The organism is Azospirillum rugosum (assembly GCF_017876155.1).
GTDB classification, from domain to species: domain Bacteria; phylum Pseudomonadota; class Alphaproteobacteria; order Azospirillales; family Azospirillaceae; genus Azospirillum; species Azospirillum rugosum.
In genome coordinates this window covers 1-16,149 of the sequence record NZ_JAGINP010000039.1, presented here as the reverse complement: position 1 = coordinate 16,149, position 16,149 = coordinate 1, and the positions used below count along the sequence as shown (strand labels likewise).

Here is a 16,149-nt window from a genome sequence, read left to right as displayed (position 1 = left end):
CCGTCTTCATTGCCGATGCTTGCTTCGTTGAGGAGTGTTGCTGATGAAGATCGCACAGATCGCGCCGTTGATCGAAAGCGTTCCGCCCCGCTTCTATGGGGGGACCGAGCGCATCGTCTCCTATCTTACCGACGAACTGGTCCGCCAAGGGCACGACGTCACCCTATTCGCCAGTGGGGATTCCCTTACCTCCGCCAAGCTCGTGCCCTGCTGCGACACCGCGCTGCGCCTGAACCGGCGCGTTGAGGACCCGCTGCCTTATCTGACGATGATGCTGGAGCGCGTCCGGCAGCAGGCGAACGACTTCGACGTTCTGCATTTCCACATCGACCACGTGCATTTCCCGCTGTTCCGCGGTCTGTCGGATCGCGTGGTGACCACGCTGCACGGCCGGCTCGACCTGCCGGATCTGCAGCCGCTCTACCGCATGTTCCCCGACATGCCGCTGGTCTCCATTTCCGACTCGCAACGCCGCCCGATGCCGCCGGTCAACTGGGCCGGGACCGTTCACCACGGGCTGCCGGACGCCCTGTTGCCCTTCACCGCCAAGCCCGACGGCGGGTATCTCGCCTTCCTCGGCCGGATCTCGCCGGAAAAGCGTCCGGACCGGGCCATCGAGATCGCCCGGCGCACCGGGCTACCGCTGAAGATGGCGGCAAAGGTGGACAAGGCGGACCAGCGCTACTGGGACACCGTCGTCGAACCCATGATCCGCAACACGCCGAACGTCGAGTTCATCGGCGAGATCAACGAGCGGCAGAAGGCGCAATTCCTCGGCAACGCCTCGGCTCTCCTGTTCCCGATCGACTGGCCGGAGCCGTTCGGTCTCGTGATGATCGAGGCGATGGCCTGCGGCACCCCCGTCATCGCCTTCCGGTGCGGATCGGTGCCCGAGGTGATCGACCACGGCGTCAGCGGATTCATCGTTGACGACGTGGACGAAGCGGTCGACGCGCTCGATCATCTTGACGACCTGGACCGCGCTGGCGTGCGCCTCCAGTTCGAGCGCCGCTTCACCGCGGAGCGGATGGCGCGCGACTACCTGGAGATCTACCGCAGCCTGGGCGACCACCGCGTGGTGCCGCTGCCGCCGCGTCCCAACGGCGCCCGTGCGGTCGAGCTGCAGGACGTCGCCTGACCCTGGTACGGCGGGTGCCGGCCTCCGGCCCGCACCCGCGGAACCGACGGAGGCTCCATGCAGGACGGTAACGCACTTCCCCTTTCCAGCCCACGCCCCGACGCCGTGGGCGTGGGCATCCCGCAGTTCTACATTCCCGCCACGGCGTCGTTCCAAGAGCGCCGGCCGCGGACGCTCAAGCACGGCGACACCTTCGCCGTCTTCGACCACAACGGCGATATCCTGTCCGGTCCCGGCAGTCCGGAGGGCCTGTTCCACACCGACACGCGCCACCTCTCGCACCTCGACCTGCGCGTCAACGGCGCGCGGCCGATGCTGCTCAGTTCGACGCTGAGGGAGGACAACGCCGGGCTCACCTGCGACCTCACGAACCCGGATTTGTTCGAGGGCGGCCGCCTGGTGATCGAGCGCGACCTCATTCACATCCGTCGCTCGAAATTCCTGTGGAACGGCCGCTGCCATGAGCGGCTCGCTGTCCGCAACTTTTCCACCGAACCGCGGCGGCTGCGCCTCGAACTCCACTTTGCGGCCGACTTCGCGGACCTCTTCGAGGTGCGCGGGGCGACCCGGCCGTGTTACGGCCAGCGGCACGCGCCGGACGTCGGCGCCGACCAGGTGCTGTTCGCCTACACCGGCCTGGACGGACGGCGGCGGACGACACGGCTACGCTTCGATCCGGTGCCGAAGGCGCTGTCCGCCGACACGGCGATCTTCGACCTCGATCTGGCGCCGCGGGCCCGGTGCGTCCTTTGCCTCGACGCAGGCTGTACGGACGAGGTGCCGGACCGTCCGGCGCGGCCATCGTTCATGCTATCCATCCGCGCGGCGCGCCGGGCGTTGCGCCAGTCCTCGTCGCGCGCCGCGGCGGTGGCCACCTCCAACGAAATTTTCGACGAGGCGCTGCGCCGCTCGGTCGCCGACCTCTACATGCTCATGACCGACAAGGACGGCGGCCCCTATCCGTACGCCGGCATTCCGTGGTTCAGCACCGCCTTCGGCCGTGATGCCATCATCACGGCGTATCAGATGCTCTGGATGGACCCCGCGGTGGCGCGCGGCGTCCTGTGCTACCTCGCGGAGAACCAGGCCACCGACGAGGATGCTTCCGCCGACGCCGAACCGGGCAAGATCCTGCACGAGGTTCGGGCCGGCGAGATGGCCGAGCTCGGCGAGGTGCCATTCCGCCGCTATTACGGGAGTGTGGACTCGACGCCGCTGTTCGTGATGCTGGCGGCGGCCTACCTGGAACGCACCGGCGACCTCGACACCATCCGCCGGCTGTGGCCGCACGTGGAGGCGGCCCTCGGCTGGATCGACCGCTACGGCGACCGCGACGGGGACGGCTTCGTCGAGTACGGGCGCCGAACGGAGGGCGGGCTGGCCAACCAGGGATGGAAGGACAGTCACGACTCGGTCTTCCATGCCGACGGACGGCTGGCGGACGGCCCCATCGCGCTGTGCGAGGTACAAGGCTACGTGTACGCGGCGAAGACCGGAGCTGCGGCCATGGCCCGGCGGCTCGGGCTTGCGGCCGTGGCAGCACGGCTCGACGGTGAAGCCGGGCGCCTGCGCTCCCGTTTCGAAGAGGTGTATTGGTGCGAGGAACTGGGCACCTACGCGCTCGCGCTCGATGGTCGGAAGCGGCCGTGCCGGGTGCGTTCATCGAACGCCGGACTCACCCTGTTCACCGGGATCGCCGCGCCGGAGCGGGCGTCCCAGGTCGTGGGGCAGCTGATGGACACCACGTCCTTCTCGGGCTGGGGCATCCGCACCGTCCCGAACACCGAGGCGCGCTATAACCCGATGTCCTACCACAACGGTTCGGTGTGGCCACACGACAACGCCCTGATCGCACTGGGCTTCTCCCGGTATGGGCACCAGGGCGCGGTGACGCGGATCTTCGACGGGCTGTTCGCCGCATCCACCCACATGGACCTGCGGCGGCTGCCGGAGCTGTTCTGCGGCTTCCCACGCCGGCGGGGCACCGGGCCGACGCTGTACCCCGTCGCCTGCGCGCCGCAGGCCTGGGCGGCGGCGACTCCGCTGTCGCTTCTCCAGGCGTCGCTTGGGCTGAGCTTCGACCCGGCAGGACGGCGGATCCACTTCGAGCGCCCGCGGCTGCCCGGCTTCCTGAGCGAGGTCACGTTGCGCGGGGTGACACTGGGGGGCGCGCGGATCGACCTCCTCATCCGCCGCCATGGCGACGAAGTGGTCGTCAGTCCGCTCAACCGGCACGGAGAGGTCAGCGTAGTGACGGTCAGTTGAGCGGATTTGGAACGGAGTCTGGAGAAGGTCCGTGCGCCGCGGGGCCAGGTCTTGTGGCAGCCTGGAGTGAGCATCGACCTGAAGCGTCTGGGCACCCGGCCCTGTCCAAATTGGTAGGTATCCAGACTGTCCCATCCCGGATACAAGAAGCGGCAGCTTCGCAGAGCCGTGGGATCGACCGGCATGGGGCCTTGGACGTGACAACCGCTGCTGCTGGCATTCTGGACGCGCTGGACGTGGGCGTGGTCCTTCTGGACAACGGTTGGCGCGTCCGGCAATGGAATGCCTGGATGGCGCGCGCGGCAGGGGTGCCGGTCCACGCGGCCGTCGGCCAAGCCATCGGGGCGGTCTTCCCGTCGATCACCGGCTCAGCCCTCGGCGGCGCCATTGGGGAGGCGCTCGGAAGCGGCGCTTCCAGCATGCTCTCTGACACGCTCCACGGCCAAGTGCTGCCGCTGCACTGTGCCGACGGCAGAGCGCTTCTCCACAACGTCCTGGTCAGCCGTGTCGGGGGTGAGGGCGCTCCGTGCTGCCTCATCCAGGTGCAGGACGTCACCGCGCGCCGCGACGCGGAAGCCGCGCTCCGACGAAGTGAGGAACGCGCCCGCGCCAGGCTAGCGGAGGTGGAAGCGCTCTACGATGCCGCGCCTATCGGCTTGGGGCTGTTTGACCAGGACCTTCGTTTCCTGCGTGTGAACGAGATGTTGGCGGACATCAACGGCGCGCCGCGGGAGGAGCATGTGGGCCGCTGCGCTTGGGAGATCGTCCCGGATCTGCGCGAGTTGGCAGAGCCCCTGTTCCGCGGAGTCTTCGAGACGGGCGAGCCAATCCTGGGGATCGAGTTGAGCGGGACGACGCGGAAGCTGCCCGGAGTCGTGCGGACCTGGGTGGAGGACTACTACCCGTTGCGGGGGGCACACGGAGAGGTTATCGCCGTCGGCGCCATCGTCCGTGAGATCACGGAGCAAAAGCGGCTGGAGGCGCGCGAACGGCTGCTCACGCACGAGCTTCAGCACCGGCTCAAGAACACATTTGCCATGATCAAGGCGCTGGCCAGCCAGACGGCGCGCGGCGCGACTTCCCTACCGGATTACCTGGACCGTTTCGGTGAGCGCATTCGGGCGCTGGCGGTCGCCCAGGACCTTTTGGTGCGCTGCCCCGCGGGTGATGCGGTCTCCCTCCCGGAGTTGGCGCATGTGGCGCTTGCCCCCTTCGTTGGCAGCGATGGCGCTCGGCTGAGCATCCAGCTTGGGGTGGAAACCGTTTCCGCAGACGCTGCGTCCGACTTGGCGCTGGCCCTTCACGAACTGGCGACGAACGCGACCAAGTACGGCGCCCTGTCCGAGCACGGGGGACGGGTGCGGCTCACGGCATGTGTCGAGGAATGGACCGGCCGGCCGGAAATGTGCCTGGAATGGCGGGAGGAGGATGGGCCGTCCGTGCAGCAGCCCGACCGTCAGGGGTTCGGCTCCCGGCTCCTACGCATGATCGCCGAACGGCACGGGGGACGTGTGGACTTGGAGTGGCAAGAAACGGGGCTCGTCTGCCGCATCTGCCTGCCGACATCGGCAGCGTCTGCAGTGTCCGGCTCCTGAATTTGCAGCGGCGAAGGCCGCTGCTCGTACGCCCGGCGCACTCTGAAGAAAAAGCCGCTAGGGGCACCCCCTAGCGGCCAAAGTCAGGGAGGAAAACGCCCAAAAAGCGCTGTCGCCAAGCGACCAGCATAATTTAATGTTGCGGCGCACAAGATTCGACCGTCGCTTCCGTACTAGGACTGGCGACTATATGGTTATGCGGAACGGCAAAATCTGCATAAGCGCTGCACTTCCGATACTTCACGACCGGTGATTTGGCGGCGCTGCTACCTGGGCGCGCTGCGCGTGTCGAGGGGGCGCGTCATGGCCGTTGAGGAGGTTGGTGGCGCCGGCAGCCGATGATGGGGGCACCTTGCAGAAGGTTGCGCCCAGGGGAGGGCACTGTCACGGGCTTGCGGAATCACGCGAGGGGGTATCGTCATGGGAAGGAGCGTTGCAACGCCTGCTCTCCTTCAGCGTTAAGAGGACCGATCAGCGGAGCACGACGTCTCCCAAGATCCGCCCTGTCACCCGCAAGCTGTTCCCCCGCAGCTTGAATTCTCCCGTTACCGGGTGACGGGGCGCACCTCCCATGGGCGTTCCTCCTCGGACTGGGCCGCACCACACCGGTGCGGCCCTGCTTTTTCTGAGCTTCGTCCGCGCTTGCTGTGACGGCGTCCCCGGCTTGGCGTATGTGATCTCCCGTTCAGCGCAAAACTGTGAAAACCGCTTCTCACACCGGCGCAAGGCGATGACAGAGACCGCTTCCCATCAGACATTGGCGACTTGATCCGTGCCCGGCGTTGCTCAGATATAAGACAATGCTCATCAAAAGGTTGGGCGCCCCCACGCAGGGCAACCCAGATCGGGCAGGGTGGCGGAATGGCGGCAGCCGGCGCGTGTCGCGCGGAGGGGAGCGCTCGTGGTGGCCAACGACGGCGCGGAGCGGGGAGCAGCGGACCCGCCGACGAGCGGCGCAGCGAGCTCTGTCCCCCTCGCGCCGATTCTCAAGGTGGAGATTTTGCGGCCGGAACTCGCCGATTCGGTCCGGCGTGCCATCTGGACCACACCGGGCTTCCGCGTCGACCTCGTGCATCCCCAGCCGTTCCGGACCGAAGGGGATGTCCGGTGGGCAACCATCGGGCTGCCGCTGGGCCCTTTGCGTGGCGACGTTGCTATCAACTCCGACCGAATGGGCGTCGATCAGTGCGGCGCGGGTATGGCCAACTTCTGTCCTCCGGGTACGGACTTCCGCGGCGTCTTTCCTGAGGTCAGCCCATACATTCTCGTCGGGATCGAACCGGCGCGGCTGAACCTGCTGCAGGCCGACCTGTTCGAAGGGCGTTCCGGCCTGCTGATCCCGGTGTGCGGCCACCCTATGGCCAATCTTACGCGCCTGCAGCCGCTGCTGCAGACCTGCCTCGAGACCGGGGGGGGCCCGGGGCGTCTGTACCTGGAGTCGCTGCTGACCCTGATCGCGGCCGAGGTTCTGCGGGATGCCTGGTCGGGGATGCCTGTCACGGTTCCGCCACGTCTCAGCCTGTCGCCGTCCGCGCTGCGCCGGACCCTGGACTACATCGAGAGCAACCTCAGCGCGGATCTCACCTTGTCCGAGCTGGCCGGCGTGGCCGGGCTCAGCCCCTACCACTTCGCCCGCGGCTTCCGCAAGGATATGGGCAAACCGCCGCACCGGTATGTCATGGAGCGCCGGCTCGAGCGGGCGCGTCATCTGTTGGCGACCACAGCGATGCCTGCAGTGGACATTGCCGGCCTGTGCGGTTTCGCCAGCGGCAGCCATATGGCGACCGTCTTCCGCAACCGTCTGGGCATCTCGCCCCGTAGCCTGCGCGCGGAGAAATCATGATGAAGGAAAAGGCCGTCGGCCCAGGCCGGGACCATGATAGCCGCCCACGATGGCGCGTCCCGCATGACGGGCCGCCCTTGCGGACGATGCCGGCCCGGGGGAGCACCGTTGGTTTGGATGGCATGACGATCACTGCCGCGCCGGCCGCCGAGGTGGAGACCCATTTTGAACTGCGCCAGCACGTCGTCTCCGTTAACCTCGCAGATGCGGCCTGCGACATCGCCGTCGGGAGCGGCGCCTTCCAATCGGTGCTCATTCCGCGTGGCGGCCTCTGCTTCTACCCAGCGGGCACCCGCGTCCGTCTGACCGCGCGGGCAGGTGCTCCCTACGTGGCAGTCGCCTTGGATCCGCACCGCTTCGACGCCGTGCTCTTGGAAGAAGCGGGCGTCGCCGCCCGTCCGGGACCACCGCTTCTGGGACACGTTGACCCGGCGGCGCGAGCAATCGGCGAGGTTGCCGCCGAGGGGTTGCTCGGAGTCCCGCCATCGGCGACCGCGCTGGAGGCCTGTGCGACGCTCCTGGTGCTGCACGCAGCTCGGGCCGCCTTCGGCCCGCTGCCGGTGCCGGAGCGCGGGCTCAGCCCGGCCGATTTGCGGCGGGCGGTCGCGTTCGTTGAGGCTCACCTTGCCGAGGCCGATCTCGACGCGCTTGTGCTCGCGGCGGCACTCGACCTGCCCGTCGAACGGGTGCATCAAGGATGGCGGGAGGCCCTCGGCATCACCCCCGCGCAGTACATTTTTGAGCGCCGGCTGGCCAACGCCAAGGCGCTGCTGGACCAGGGGGAACCGCCCCAGGAGGCGGCGGTTCGCAGTGGACTGGGGTCTCCGGAACGCTTGGCTTTCCTCCTTCGAGCATCCCGCTCTGGTGCGGTCCGGAGCGGGAGGCGGGCGGCTGGTCAACGGTGAGTGTGTGGAGATCACCCGGATTCCGCGCCTGCGGGCGGATGACCGGGTTGGTCGGGGTGGCCCGGTCGCAATGGAAAAGGGGAGAGCTTTGACCACCGCTGAGTCCAAGTCTGTGGCGGCGTCGCTTGTCCGCGGCCTCCGGTTCGGCTGGCTTTGCCTTGCCTCACTGCGCGTGATCCGCTCACCCCTCGAGCTGTAGGGCAAGGCGGGGGGCGAGCACATCAACGGGGGTCGGCTCTCATTGGTCGCAGGCAGCATGCTGAACAGGAGCACAGGAACTTTTGCTGGCGCGCCGCTTGAAACCTCAATGACCGCCTTCACGATGGCCGGGCGGCGAACAGCGCCAAGTCGTCTTGGAAGTGAGCGAGCAGCCGCCGGCGCAGGATATGGGCGGCGTTCCGGAGGGCACGGTCGGCCTCGGCTCTGGGCAGGAGGTCAGTGTCGCCCGCGCCCGGACGAGGCAGATCGTCGAGAAGCAGCCGGTGAACGCGGGGCTGATCGATTGCGCCCGGAAGCGGAAGCCTGCACAGCAGACGCTTTTCATGCTGGATGTGCAGCGCGGCACAGGCCCGTATGGAGTCCAAGATCTCCCATCGCAACGTGAGTGACACGCGCCGGTTGGTTGCCAACACGAAGTCGTTGTACAGGGTGACGAGCACGCGATGCTCGACGTCAAGGTCCGGCACCCCCACCTCAAAGGCCGCAGACCAGGAAATCGGGATCAAAGCCGAGTCATGAAACCACATCGGCAAGTCCTCCGGCACCTACGGCGGCTCCCGAGACGGAGGCGCCAGCCCACGTTTCGGCTAAACGTGGGCTGGCGCCTGCGCACCGGAATGGTTTACCCACGCGGATACTCACCACTGGCCGGCGCGTCCCGATCAGTGGTCCTTCAGCCGATCGATCTCCTCCTTCAGACGCAGCTTCGCCAGTTTCAAGCGCTTCAGCATCGTGTCATCCGGATGGGCGTGGCTGTACTCAGCCTGGATCCGGGCGTCGAGGTGCGCGTGGCGTTCGCGTAGGCTGGTCAGTCGTGGAGACTCCAGCCTCATTGGCTCGCCACGCTGCGATTCCGCCGTTGGCATCGTCGTTCTCCCTTTTGCTGCCATGGACCATTGATGCGGCCATCGATCATCGGAAGCTGCGGCTCCGGGGCTTCTCCCGGGCCGCGCGCCGCAAGCTTCAACCGCACCCTCTCGGTGTGACGGTGAGCGTGATCCGCCGATCATCGGCTCCACGCTCCAGTGTCCCGCCAATCTGCCGCGCCATGGCGCTAACCATGAGCCACCCCAAGGAGCCGCCCGGGCTCGGCTCCGCCGCGTGCGGCAAGACGAACCCGTCGTCGACGAATGCGAGCTGGACACGCTGCGCTTCTGAGCGGGTGAGGATGACATCGATGACGCCGCCGCCCGCCTGCCGGTCCCGCCGAACTGCCGCGGCGATGATTTCCGAGGTCAGCACGGCCAGGGGGATGGTCTCCTCGAGCGCCATCCGGAACTCGCGGTCGTCGCAGAACAACCGCACTTCCAGCGACGGTGCCGCGTTCCGGTGCAGTGCGCACAACTCGTCGAGTACGCGACGGAGCGGCACGTCCAGCGCGCCATCGCGCAGTTCCACTGCGCGATACACCGTCGCCACTCCATGGACCCGTGAAGCCAGTTCGTCCAATTCCCGCCGAACGTCGGCGTTCTCGACCGCGAAGCCGCGGATCTGCATGAGACTCACCAGCATCTGGAGACTGTTCGCCACCCCGTGGCGCACTCTGGACACCACCGTGCCGGCTAGTGTTTCGGACTCGCCGGGTGCACCGCCGTCCGCCCGAGCGGCCTGGTGTCGATGCTCGCTCTCCGTTGCTTTCTCGCGCTCCATCATCATCCTTAACGATGATCGGGTTTGCGGTTTCCCTCAGTGCTCTGACAGACCGACAGTGCTGAAAGACAGAAGGCTGATCTATGCGCTGTCAGGCGGCCGGGGACTCCTCTAGTGCAGCCAAGGCTGGTAGGCGCCGGGCGGGTTATCGGGAGCCGGCAACGCCGCGTCGATCAAGTCCGCCATGGACGCGAGCCGTTCCAGAAGGAGGTCGATGTGAGCGGGAGCGAGCCGGTTCTCAGTGCAAATTGCTCCGAGTTCCACTGCGATCAGATCAAGACAAGCCAGGGTTGCCTGAACGCGTTGCTCGGCTGTTGGCTTGAACTCCATGGGTACTTCCTCTTCCAGGGGCCGTGTGAACGAACGTGCTTGACAAACAGTTGGTCACCCGGCGAGAGGCGGTATGAAGGCCGTGGTGATGCACTTCTGCGCAAGAATACGAACGCTGCTTTGATCACGAGCAAGTCCATGCATATGAAGCCGTCGCAAACAGGAGCCCTTCGCGCCGCACGGTACGACGGCTGGCGTGCGCATGGTGTAAGGTCGTTGAAAAGGGGTGGTTCCAAACCTCCTGGGCACCAGCTCAAACAGCCAAAAATACAGAGAGTGCAAGCTGAAGATATTGATCGAATATTTCCCAGAGATATATTTGGATTCTTCTCAGATTGCTCCCGGCGCCTCATCCTTCCGCCGGGCCGGTGCTCCACTCCAGGGGCAAGGAGGCTTCTAAGGCCGCGTGGTCGTGAGACAGCAGGCCGGCGCAAATCTTCAGAGCGCCGGGGGCGCCTTGGTCATCCAGAGTTCCTGAGCGCCCCGGTCGCGCTGCTTGACCATGCTGTCAAATGCGCGCTCCAGTTTGACCGCCGTGCCAATCTCTGGCGTCGTTGCGACCAGCTGTTCGGCGAGGCGGCGTCCCCTTGGCAGTGGCTGACTGAAGTTCCCTGCTTACTACCGGGCAAATTTGTTGATTCCGACAGCAAACAAGCTTAGAGCGCGTAACAAAACCGGCGCGGAACGGTTGGTAGGGGTATGGCAGCCCCTCTTGTTCCCGACGCCCTGTGGGCGATCATCGAACCGCTGATCCCGCCGGAGCCGCCCAAGCCGAAAGGCGGCCGGCCGCGCCTGGACGACCGCGCCGCGCTGACCGGCATCCTGTTCGTGCTGCGCACCGGCATCCCTTGGGAACTGCTGCCGGTGGAGATGGGGTGCGGCTCGGGCATGACCTGCTGGCGGCGGCTGCACGAGTGGCATCAGGCCGGCGTCTGGGAGCGGCTGCACCGTGTGCTGCTCGACCGGCTCGGCTACGCCAACGCCATCAACTGGGATCGCGCGGCGGTGGACAGCGCCAGCGTCCCGGCAAAAAGGGGGGCGAGGAGACCGGCCCGAACCCGACGGATCGCGGCAAGCCGGGCTCCAAACGCCACATCCTCGTTGATGCCAACGGCATCCCCCTCGCCCTGAGGATCTCGCCGGCCAACCGGCACGACAGCAAACTTCTGGAGGCGCTGGTCGATGCCGTACCGGCGATCCGCCAGTGTGCGGGCCGGCCACGGCGCCGCCCGGCCAAGTTGCACGCCGACAAGGGGTACGATTTCGCCTTCTGCCGACGCGCGCTGCGCCGGCGAGCGATCATCCCGCGCATCGCCCGGCGTGGCATCGAGAGCAGCGAGCGCCTCGGCCGACACCGCTGGGTGGTACTCCGCCGGACAATGTTGCGCGTTTCCGCTTCGAGTGGTCCACCGTGGTGGAGCGATCCCAACTGGCAGGCCGGCGGCGCGACACCCCTGCTCTCCCGCGGTTGAATCAGCGTCGCCCCGGGGGCGCCCTCGGCGCCGGCGGAGATGCCCATGGGCCGGTCGAGGGAACCTCCTGTCGTCGTTGCGCGGGTTTCGTTCGAGAACACGCGCCTGAGCCCGCAATGCCTAGCCGAGGCGTTCGCCCGGGTTGTTCCGATCCTGCGCAAGACCGCCGCTCGACCTCTGAAGTGCCGGACGGACGAAGCAATCCGACCAAGCGACAGGAAGGAGGCTGAGCATGGCTGACCCTCGGGCCGCGTTTTATGCGCGGGTGTCCAGTGAAGCGCAGGCGCGCGACAACACCATCGCCAGCCAAGTGGCTGCGCTGCGGGAGCGGATCCGGGTTGACGGTGCCGTGTTGGACCCGGATCTCGAGTTCGTGGATGACGGCCACAGCGGCGCCACCCTCCGGCGGCCCGCTCTCGAACGGCTGCGCGACGGCATCGCCGCCGGGCAGGTGGACCGTGTTTATGTCCTCGCCCCCGACCGCCTCGCCCGTCGGCATGCGCACCAAGCGCTGCTGGTGGAGGAGTTCCGGCGGGCCGGCGTGGAGGTCTGCTTTCTCAATCGTCCGATCGGAGCCAGCCCCGAGGACGATCTGCTGCTCCAGATCCAGGGCGTCGTCGCCGAGTACGAACGCGCGCAGATCCTGGAACGGGGGCGGCGGGGGCGCCGCCATGCCGCGCGCACCGGCTCGGTCAGCGCTTTCGCCGGAGCGCCCTATGGCTACCGGTATGTGACCCGTGAGCGGGGCGGCGGGGTGGCGCGGTTCGAGATCGTGCCGGAGGAGGCGCGCATCGTCCGTTTGATTTTCGCCTGGGTTGGGCTGGACCGGCTCAGCCTGCGTGAGGTCTGCCGGCGGCTCCAGAACACGGGGTGTCCAACCCGCTCCGGCACGCCGCGCTGGTGGGCCTCCACCCTGCACGGCATGATCGAGAACCCGGCCTATACCGGAACGGCCATGTACGGTCGCTTTCACGCGGTCGAGCCTGGGCCCCGGCTGCGCCCGGTCCGCAACCACAACCCGGCTCGGGCCGTGCGCCCGACGACGCGCGTGCCGGTGCCGGTCGAGGAGCAGGTGCCCGTGCCTGTGCCGGCCATCGTCGACGCCGCGGTGGCGGAAGCGGCGCGCGCCCAACTGACGGAGAACCGGCGCCGCAAGCGCGAGCAGACCTGCGGGCCGGGCTGGATCCTCCAGGGTTTGGTGGTGTGCCGGCGTTGCGGGTACGCCTACTACGGCAAGGCGACGCCCGGGCTGAGCGAACGATACCGCCCGAGCCCGTTCGGCTACGGCGCGTACCGCTGCATCGGCACCGACGGTCATCGGTTCGACGGCGGCGCGGTGTGCGCCAATCGCCCGGTCCGCAGCGACCGACTTGAAACGGCCGTGTGGGCGGAAGTCGCGGCCGTGTTGCGCGATCCCACCCGGGTGGCCGACGAATACCAACGCCGGCTTCGCGAGGTCGCCGCCGGAAGCCGGGCGGACGTCGATGTTGAGGAACTCGACCGCCGGATCAGCGCACTGCGGCGAGGCATCGGGCGGTTGGTCGATGGCTATGCCGAGGGCCTGGTCGAGCGGGCCGAGTTTGGGCCTCGCGTCACCGACCTGCGGTCGCGTGTGGCCCAACTCGAGGAACAACGCAAGACGCTGGCCGACACCGTGGCGGCCGCGCGCGACATTACTATGGTGGTGGGCCGCCTGGAGGATTTTGCAGCCAAGGTTTCCGATGGCCTCGACCAACTCGACTGGGCCGCGAAACGCGACATCATCCGGCTTATGATCCGCCGCATCGAGATCGATGACGGGCAGGTCGAGATCGTCTTTCGCATCCCACCTCCTCCCGGAGGCCACGATGGGACGCGAAACAACGATCCTGGGCAACATTGTACGGAGGAGTGTCGAGCGTACGCTCGCCTGGTTCGCTCGCTTCCGTCGCATCGCCGTCCGCTACGAACGGCGCGCCGACATCTTCACCGCCTTCCACCACATCGCCGCCGGCCTCATCTGCTGGCGCTTCGTCCAGAGATGGTTCTGTTAGGCACTCTTAATGAGGCGGCCGACGCGATCCGGCACACGATAGAGCAGGCCGGCTGTCCGGGGGGCGGTCGGGCTGTCCTTGCCGGCTGCGGGCATTGCGGAAATGGTTTGCTGCCCAGGGCACGTGGAGGCGGCCAAAGTCATTGGGAAACTGCGCAGCAGGCTCGCCGGAGGAGCGGCCATGCCGCCCCACCAGTGACGTTCAAGCGGCTCTACCCACCGGAGAGAGCCCGCGTGTCAGCGAGGCGAAGTAGCGCTCGACATCGGCTCGGCGTTTCTCGTCCTCCCGGAAGCGCACGTGCTGGCGCTCACCATCCACCGCAATGACCTCGAAGGCCAAGGCTGGGGCGCCGTCGCCGAGCCAAAGGCTGCCGGCGCAACGGGCGGTCAGCGATCGGGCACCGATGATGGTGGCGCCGCCCTTCGAGACGTTTTCCACATGAACCTCCTCCGTGGCCCCGCCGATCTCGGCGCGGCACCGGCGATTGAAGGCGTAGCGCGGCTCACGGCGTCGGTCGACATCGGCGGTCGCCGTGCGGACGACGCGCACGAGGACACGCCGCAGCTCGTCGATGCCGCTCGCCACCTGCGCGGTCACCGCGTGCACCGTGGAGGCCCTGTTCTCCGCCGTGGAAGCCTCTTGGGACACCGTAGCGATGCGGGTTGCCACCTCCTGAGCCGCGTGCGCGGTTTCGGCTATGTTGCGGGCGATCTCCTGAGTGGCGGCGGCCTGTTCCTCCATGGCGGCGGCGATGCTGCCGCTGATCTCGTCCATGTTGCGGATGGCGCCGCCGATCGCTTCCACGGCGGTGACGGCAGCGGAGGTGCCGGACTGCACCTGGGCGATCTGCGTGGAGATTTCCTCGGTCGCCTTGGCGGTCTGGCTGGCAAGGTTCTTCACTTCCGACGCCACGACCGCGAAGCCCCTGCCGGCCTCGCCGGCGCGGGCCGCCTCGATGGTGGCGTTCAGCGCCAACAGGTTGGTCTGTGCGGCAATGGAATTGATCAGCGTCGCCGCTTGACCGATCTGCGTCACCGCCTCGCCCAGCGTGCGGATGGCGGCCTGGGTCTGCCGCTCCTGCTCGACGGCGCTGCGGCTGACCGCAGTCGCGTGGGCGATACGGCTGCTGATCTCGCCAATAGACGCGGTCAGCTGCTCGGTGGCGCTGGCCACCGTCTGGGCGTTCGCCAGCGCCTGTTCCGCGGCGGCGGCCACCGATTGCGCATTGCCGCTTACCTGCACGGCCGATTGAGCCATGGTCTCGGCGCTGTCGCTCATGTCGCGCGTGCGCTCGGCCACTTGATTCACGGCCGCGCGGGTCTCCCGCTCGACGGTTTCGGCCATGGTTTCCAGCGCCTGGCGGCGGGCCTGCTCGGCGGCTTGGCGCTCGCGCTCCTGGTCGTTGCGCAACTGTTCGTTCTCGATGCTGTTGCGCTTGAAGACCTCGACGGCGCGGGCCATGTCGCCGATCTCGTCGCTGCGGCCAACGGCAGGTACGGTGACGCTGATGTCGCCGCGCGCCAATGCCGTCATGGTGGCAGTCAGCCGCGTCACCGGTGTGGCGATGAGGCGGTAAAGAAAGCCGTTCAGCAGGACGACGAGCGTGATGACGAACAGCGCGGCGGCGAGCGTTTGATCCCACGCCGTGTCGACCGTTGCGACCGTCCTCGCCGCCAGCTCCGCCGAGAGTGCCTGAGCCGCCACCGCGGTGCCGGACAACAGTTCCTGCATTTCCAGGCGCAGAGGGCGGGCCTCGGTGAACCAGATGCGGTCATTTTCCTGCCGTGCGGCTGCGGCGCCATCAATGGCCGTGCCGAGCGTCCGATGCGCCGCCAGCGCGTCCTGCAGCCGGGGGTACTTCGCGGCGAGGGAAGCCAGCGCGCCGGCCCGCCCATCCAGTGCGGCACGCCCGTCGGCGGTGCGAGCGAGGTCGGCAGCGGTGCCGGTCATCAGGAAGGCGGTGAAGCCATCGACGACGGCCTTCATCCCGTGCTCGTAGTCGCGTACGGCCGTGCCCACCGGGCTGTCGGGATCGGTGGCACCGACGAGTCCCGAAATCTCATGGTCCAGAGTCTCCTTAGCGGCGAGGTAGCCGTGATTGAGAGCCTTGAGGTAGGCCAAGCGGGCGGCGACGCCGCGGTCAGTCAGCTCACCGTAGCGCGCCATCATGTCGCGCGCCTTGCGCAACGCCTCCTTGCGCTCCGGGCGGACGGCCAGCTCGACCATGCGTTCAATCAAGTCCAGGCTCTGCGCGCGCTGTTCACGGCTCGTCTCGGCGAAGCGCCGGATGTCATCCTCGCTGCTCGCGGTCGCCACCGCGAGGTTGGCGTAGGCCACGGCTTGGAACCTGGCCAGGATCTCCTGCGTGGTAGCGGCCACATTGGCGGCCCTTTGTGACAGACCGGTGTCGGTCTTCACGTGATTGAAGGCGTTGTATCCGCCGATTACCATGGAGGTGACCATGACGACCACCACGATGCCACTGCCCGCCAGCTTCATGGCGATGCGCAGATTCTGCACGATGCTCCACATTGGTTGCGTCGACCTTCCAAATGGGTGGATGGCGGCCGGCGGACTGCGTCCGGCGTTTCCTCATTGGCCGCTTGCACAGTCCGGTGAAAATGAACAGGCTGTCCGGTCGAAACTGAACAGCGCGTACGGCGGTAATCGAACAGGCCGTACGGCAGCATGAACACCCT

At 67.3% G+C, this 16,149-nt stretch carries 10 protein-coding genes and 3 pseudogenes; 8 read left to right on the top strand and 5 right to left on the bottom strand.

The window, feature by feature from the left end:
• Positions 1–43 precede the first annotated feature (43 nt).
• The 5 genes from J2851_RS34020 to J2851_RS34000 all read left to right on the top strand — a co-directional run bounded on the left by J2851_RS34020 (position 44) and on the right by J2851_RS34000 (position 7,746).
• Positions 44–1,138, top strand: coding sequence for a glycosyltransferase family 4 protein (locus J2851_RS34020; protein WP_209773182.1), 1,095 nt, complete (start codon positions 44–46; stop codon positions 1,136–1,138).
• Positions 1,139–1,195: 57 nt separating this feature from the next.
• Positions 1,196–3,403, top strand: a complete 2,208-nt coding sequence (locus tag J2851_RS34015; RefSeq protein ID WP_209773180.1) for an amylo-alpha-1,6-glucosidase — start codon at positions 1,196–1,198, stop codon at positions 3,401–3,403.
• Positions 3,404–3,600: 197 nt separating this feature from the next.
• Positions 3,601–4,998 (top strand): sensor histidine kinase, encoded by a 1,398-nt coding sequence (locus J2851_RS34010; RefSeq protein ID WP_307420992.1) that lies wholly within the window; start codon positions 3,601–3,603, stop codon positions 4,996–4,998.
• Between the two features lie 904 nt (positions 4,999–5,902).
• The gene (locus tag J2851_RS36635) at positions 5,903–6,841 is read left to right on the top strand and encodes a helix-turn-helix domain-containing protein (protein WP_307420985.1); all 939 of its coding nucleotides are present in this window, start codon (positions 5,903–5,905) and stop codon (positions 6,839–6,841) included.
• Positions 6,842–6,963: 122 nt separating this feature from the next.
• Complete coding sequence (locus J2851_RS34000; protein WP_209773174.1) at positions 6,964–7,746, top strand: helix-turn-helix domain-containing protein; 783 nt, start codon at positions 6,964–6,966, stop codon at positions 7,744–7,746.
• Between the two features lie 317 nt (positions 7,747–8,063).
• Here J2851_RS34000 and J2851_RS33995 read toward each other — a convergent pair whose 3' ends face one another.
• The 4 genes from J2851_RS33995 to J2851_RS33980 all read right to left on the bottom strand — a co-directional run bounded on the left by J2851_RS33995 (position 8,064) and on the right by J2851_RS33980 (position 9,945).
• Positions 8,064–8,510: a hemerythrin domain-containing protein gene (locus tag J2851_RS33995; RefSeq protein ID WP_209773171.1), complete on the bottom strand. Its 447-nt coding sequence runs from the start codon at positions 8,508–8,510 to the stop codon at positions 8,064–8,066.
• 117 nt (positions 8,511–8,627) lie between these two features.
• Positions 8,628–8,798 carry a YdcH family protein gene (locus tag J2851_RS33990; RefSeq protein ID WP_209773168.1) on the bottom strand — a complete coding sequence of 57 codons (171 nt, stop codon included), beginning with the start codon at positions 8,796–8,798 and terminating at the stop codon, positions 8,628–8,630.
• A 130-nt stretch (positions 8,799–8,928) separates the two neighbouring features.
• Positions 8,929–9,621 carry a histidine kinase dimerization/phosphoacceptor domain -containing protein gene (locus J2851_RS33985; RefSeq protein WP_209773167.1) on the bottom strand — a complete coding sequence of 231 codons (693 nt, stop codon included), beginning with the start codon at positions 9,619–9,621 and terminating at the stop codon, positions 8,929–8,931.
• Positions 9,622–9,726: 105 nt separating this feature from the next.
• A complete protein-coding gene (locus J2851_RS33980; protein WP_209773161.1) occupies positions 9,727–9,945 on the bottom strand; it encodes a hypothetical protein in 219 nt (72 codons plus the stop codon).
• A gap of 699 nt (positions 9,946–10,644) precedes the next feature.
• On the opposite strand from J2851_RS33980, the pseudogene J2851_RS33975 reads away from it, so the two are divergent.
• From J2851_RS33975 to J2851_RS33960, 3 pseudogenes are all read left to right on the top strand, one after another.
• Positions 10,645–11,318, top strand: a pseudogene (locus J2851_RS33975) (IS5 family transposase); the annotation flags it as partial.
• Between the two features lie 331 nt (positions 11,319–11,649).
• Positions 11,650–12,801, top strand: a pseudogene (locus tag J2851_RS36170) (recombinase family protein); the annotation flags it as partial.
• A 508-nt stretch (positions 12,802–13,309) separates the two neighbouring features.
• Positions 13,310–13,450, top strand: a pseudogene (locus J2851_RS33960) (IS5/IS1182 family transposase); the annotation flags it as partial.
• Between the two features lie 201 nt (positions 13,451–13,651).
• On the opposite strand, the gene J2851_RS33955 reads toward J2851_RS33960, so the two are convergent.
• Positions 13,652–15,982: a methyl-accepting chemotaxis protein gene (locus tag J2851_RS33955; RefSeq protein ID WP_209773158.1), complete on the bottom strand. Its 2,331-nt coding sequence runs from the start codon at positions 15,980–15,982 to the stop codon at positions 13,652–13,654.
• Positions 15,983–16,149 lie beyond the last annotated feature (167 nt).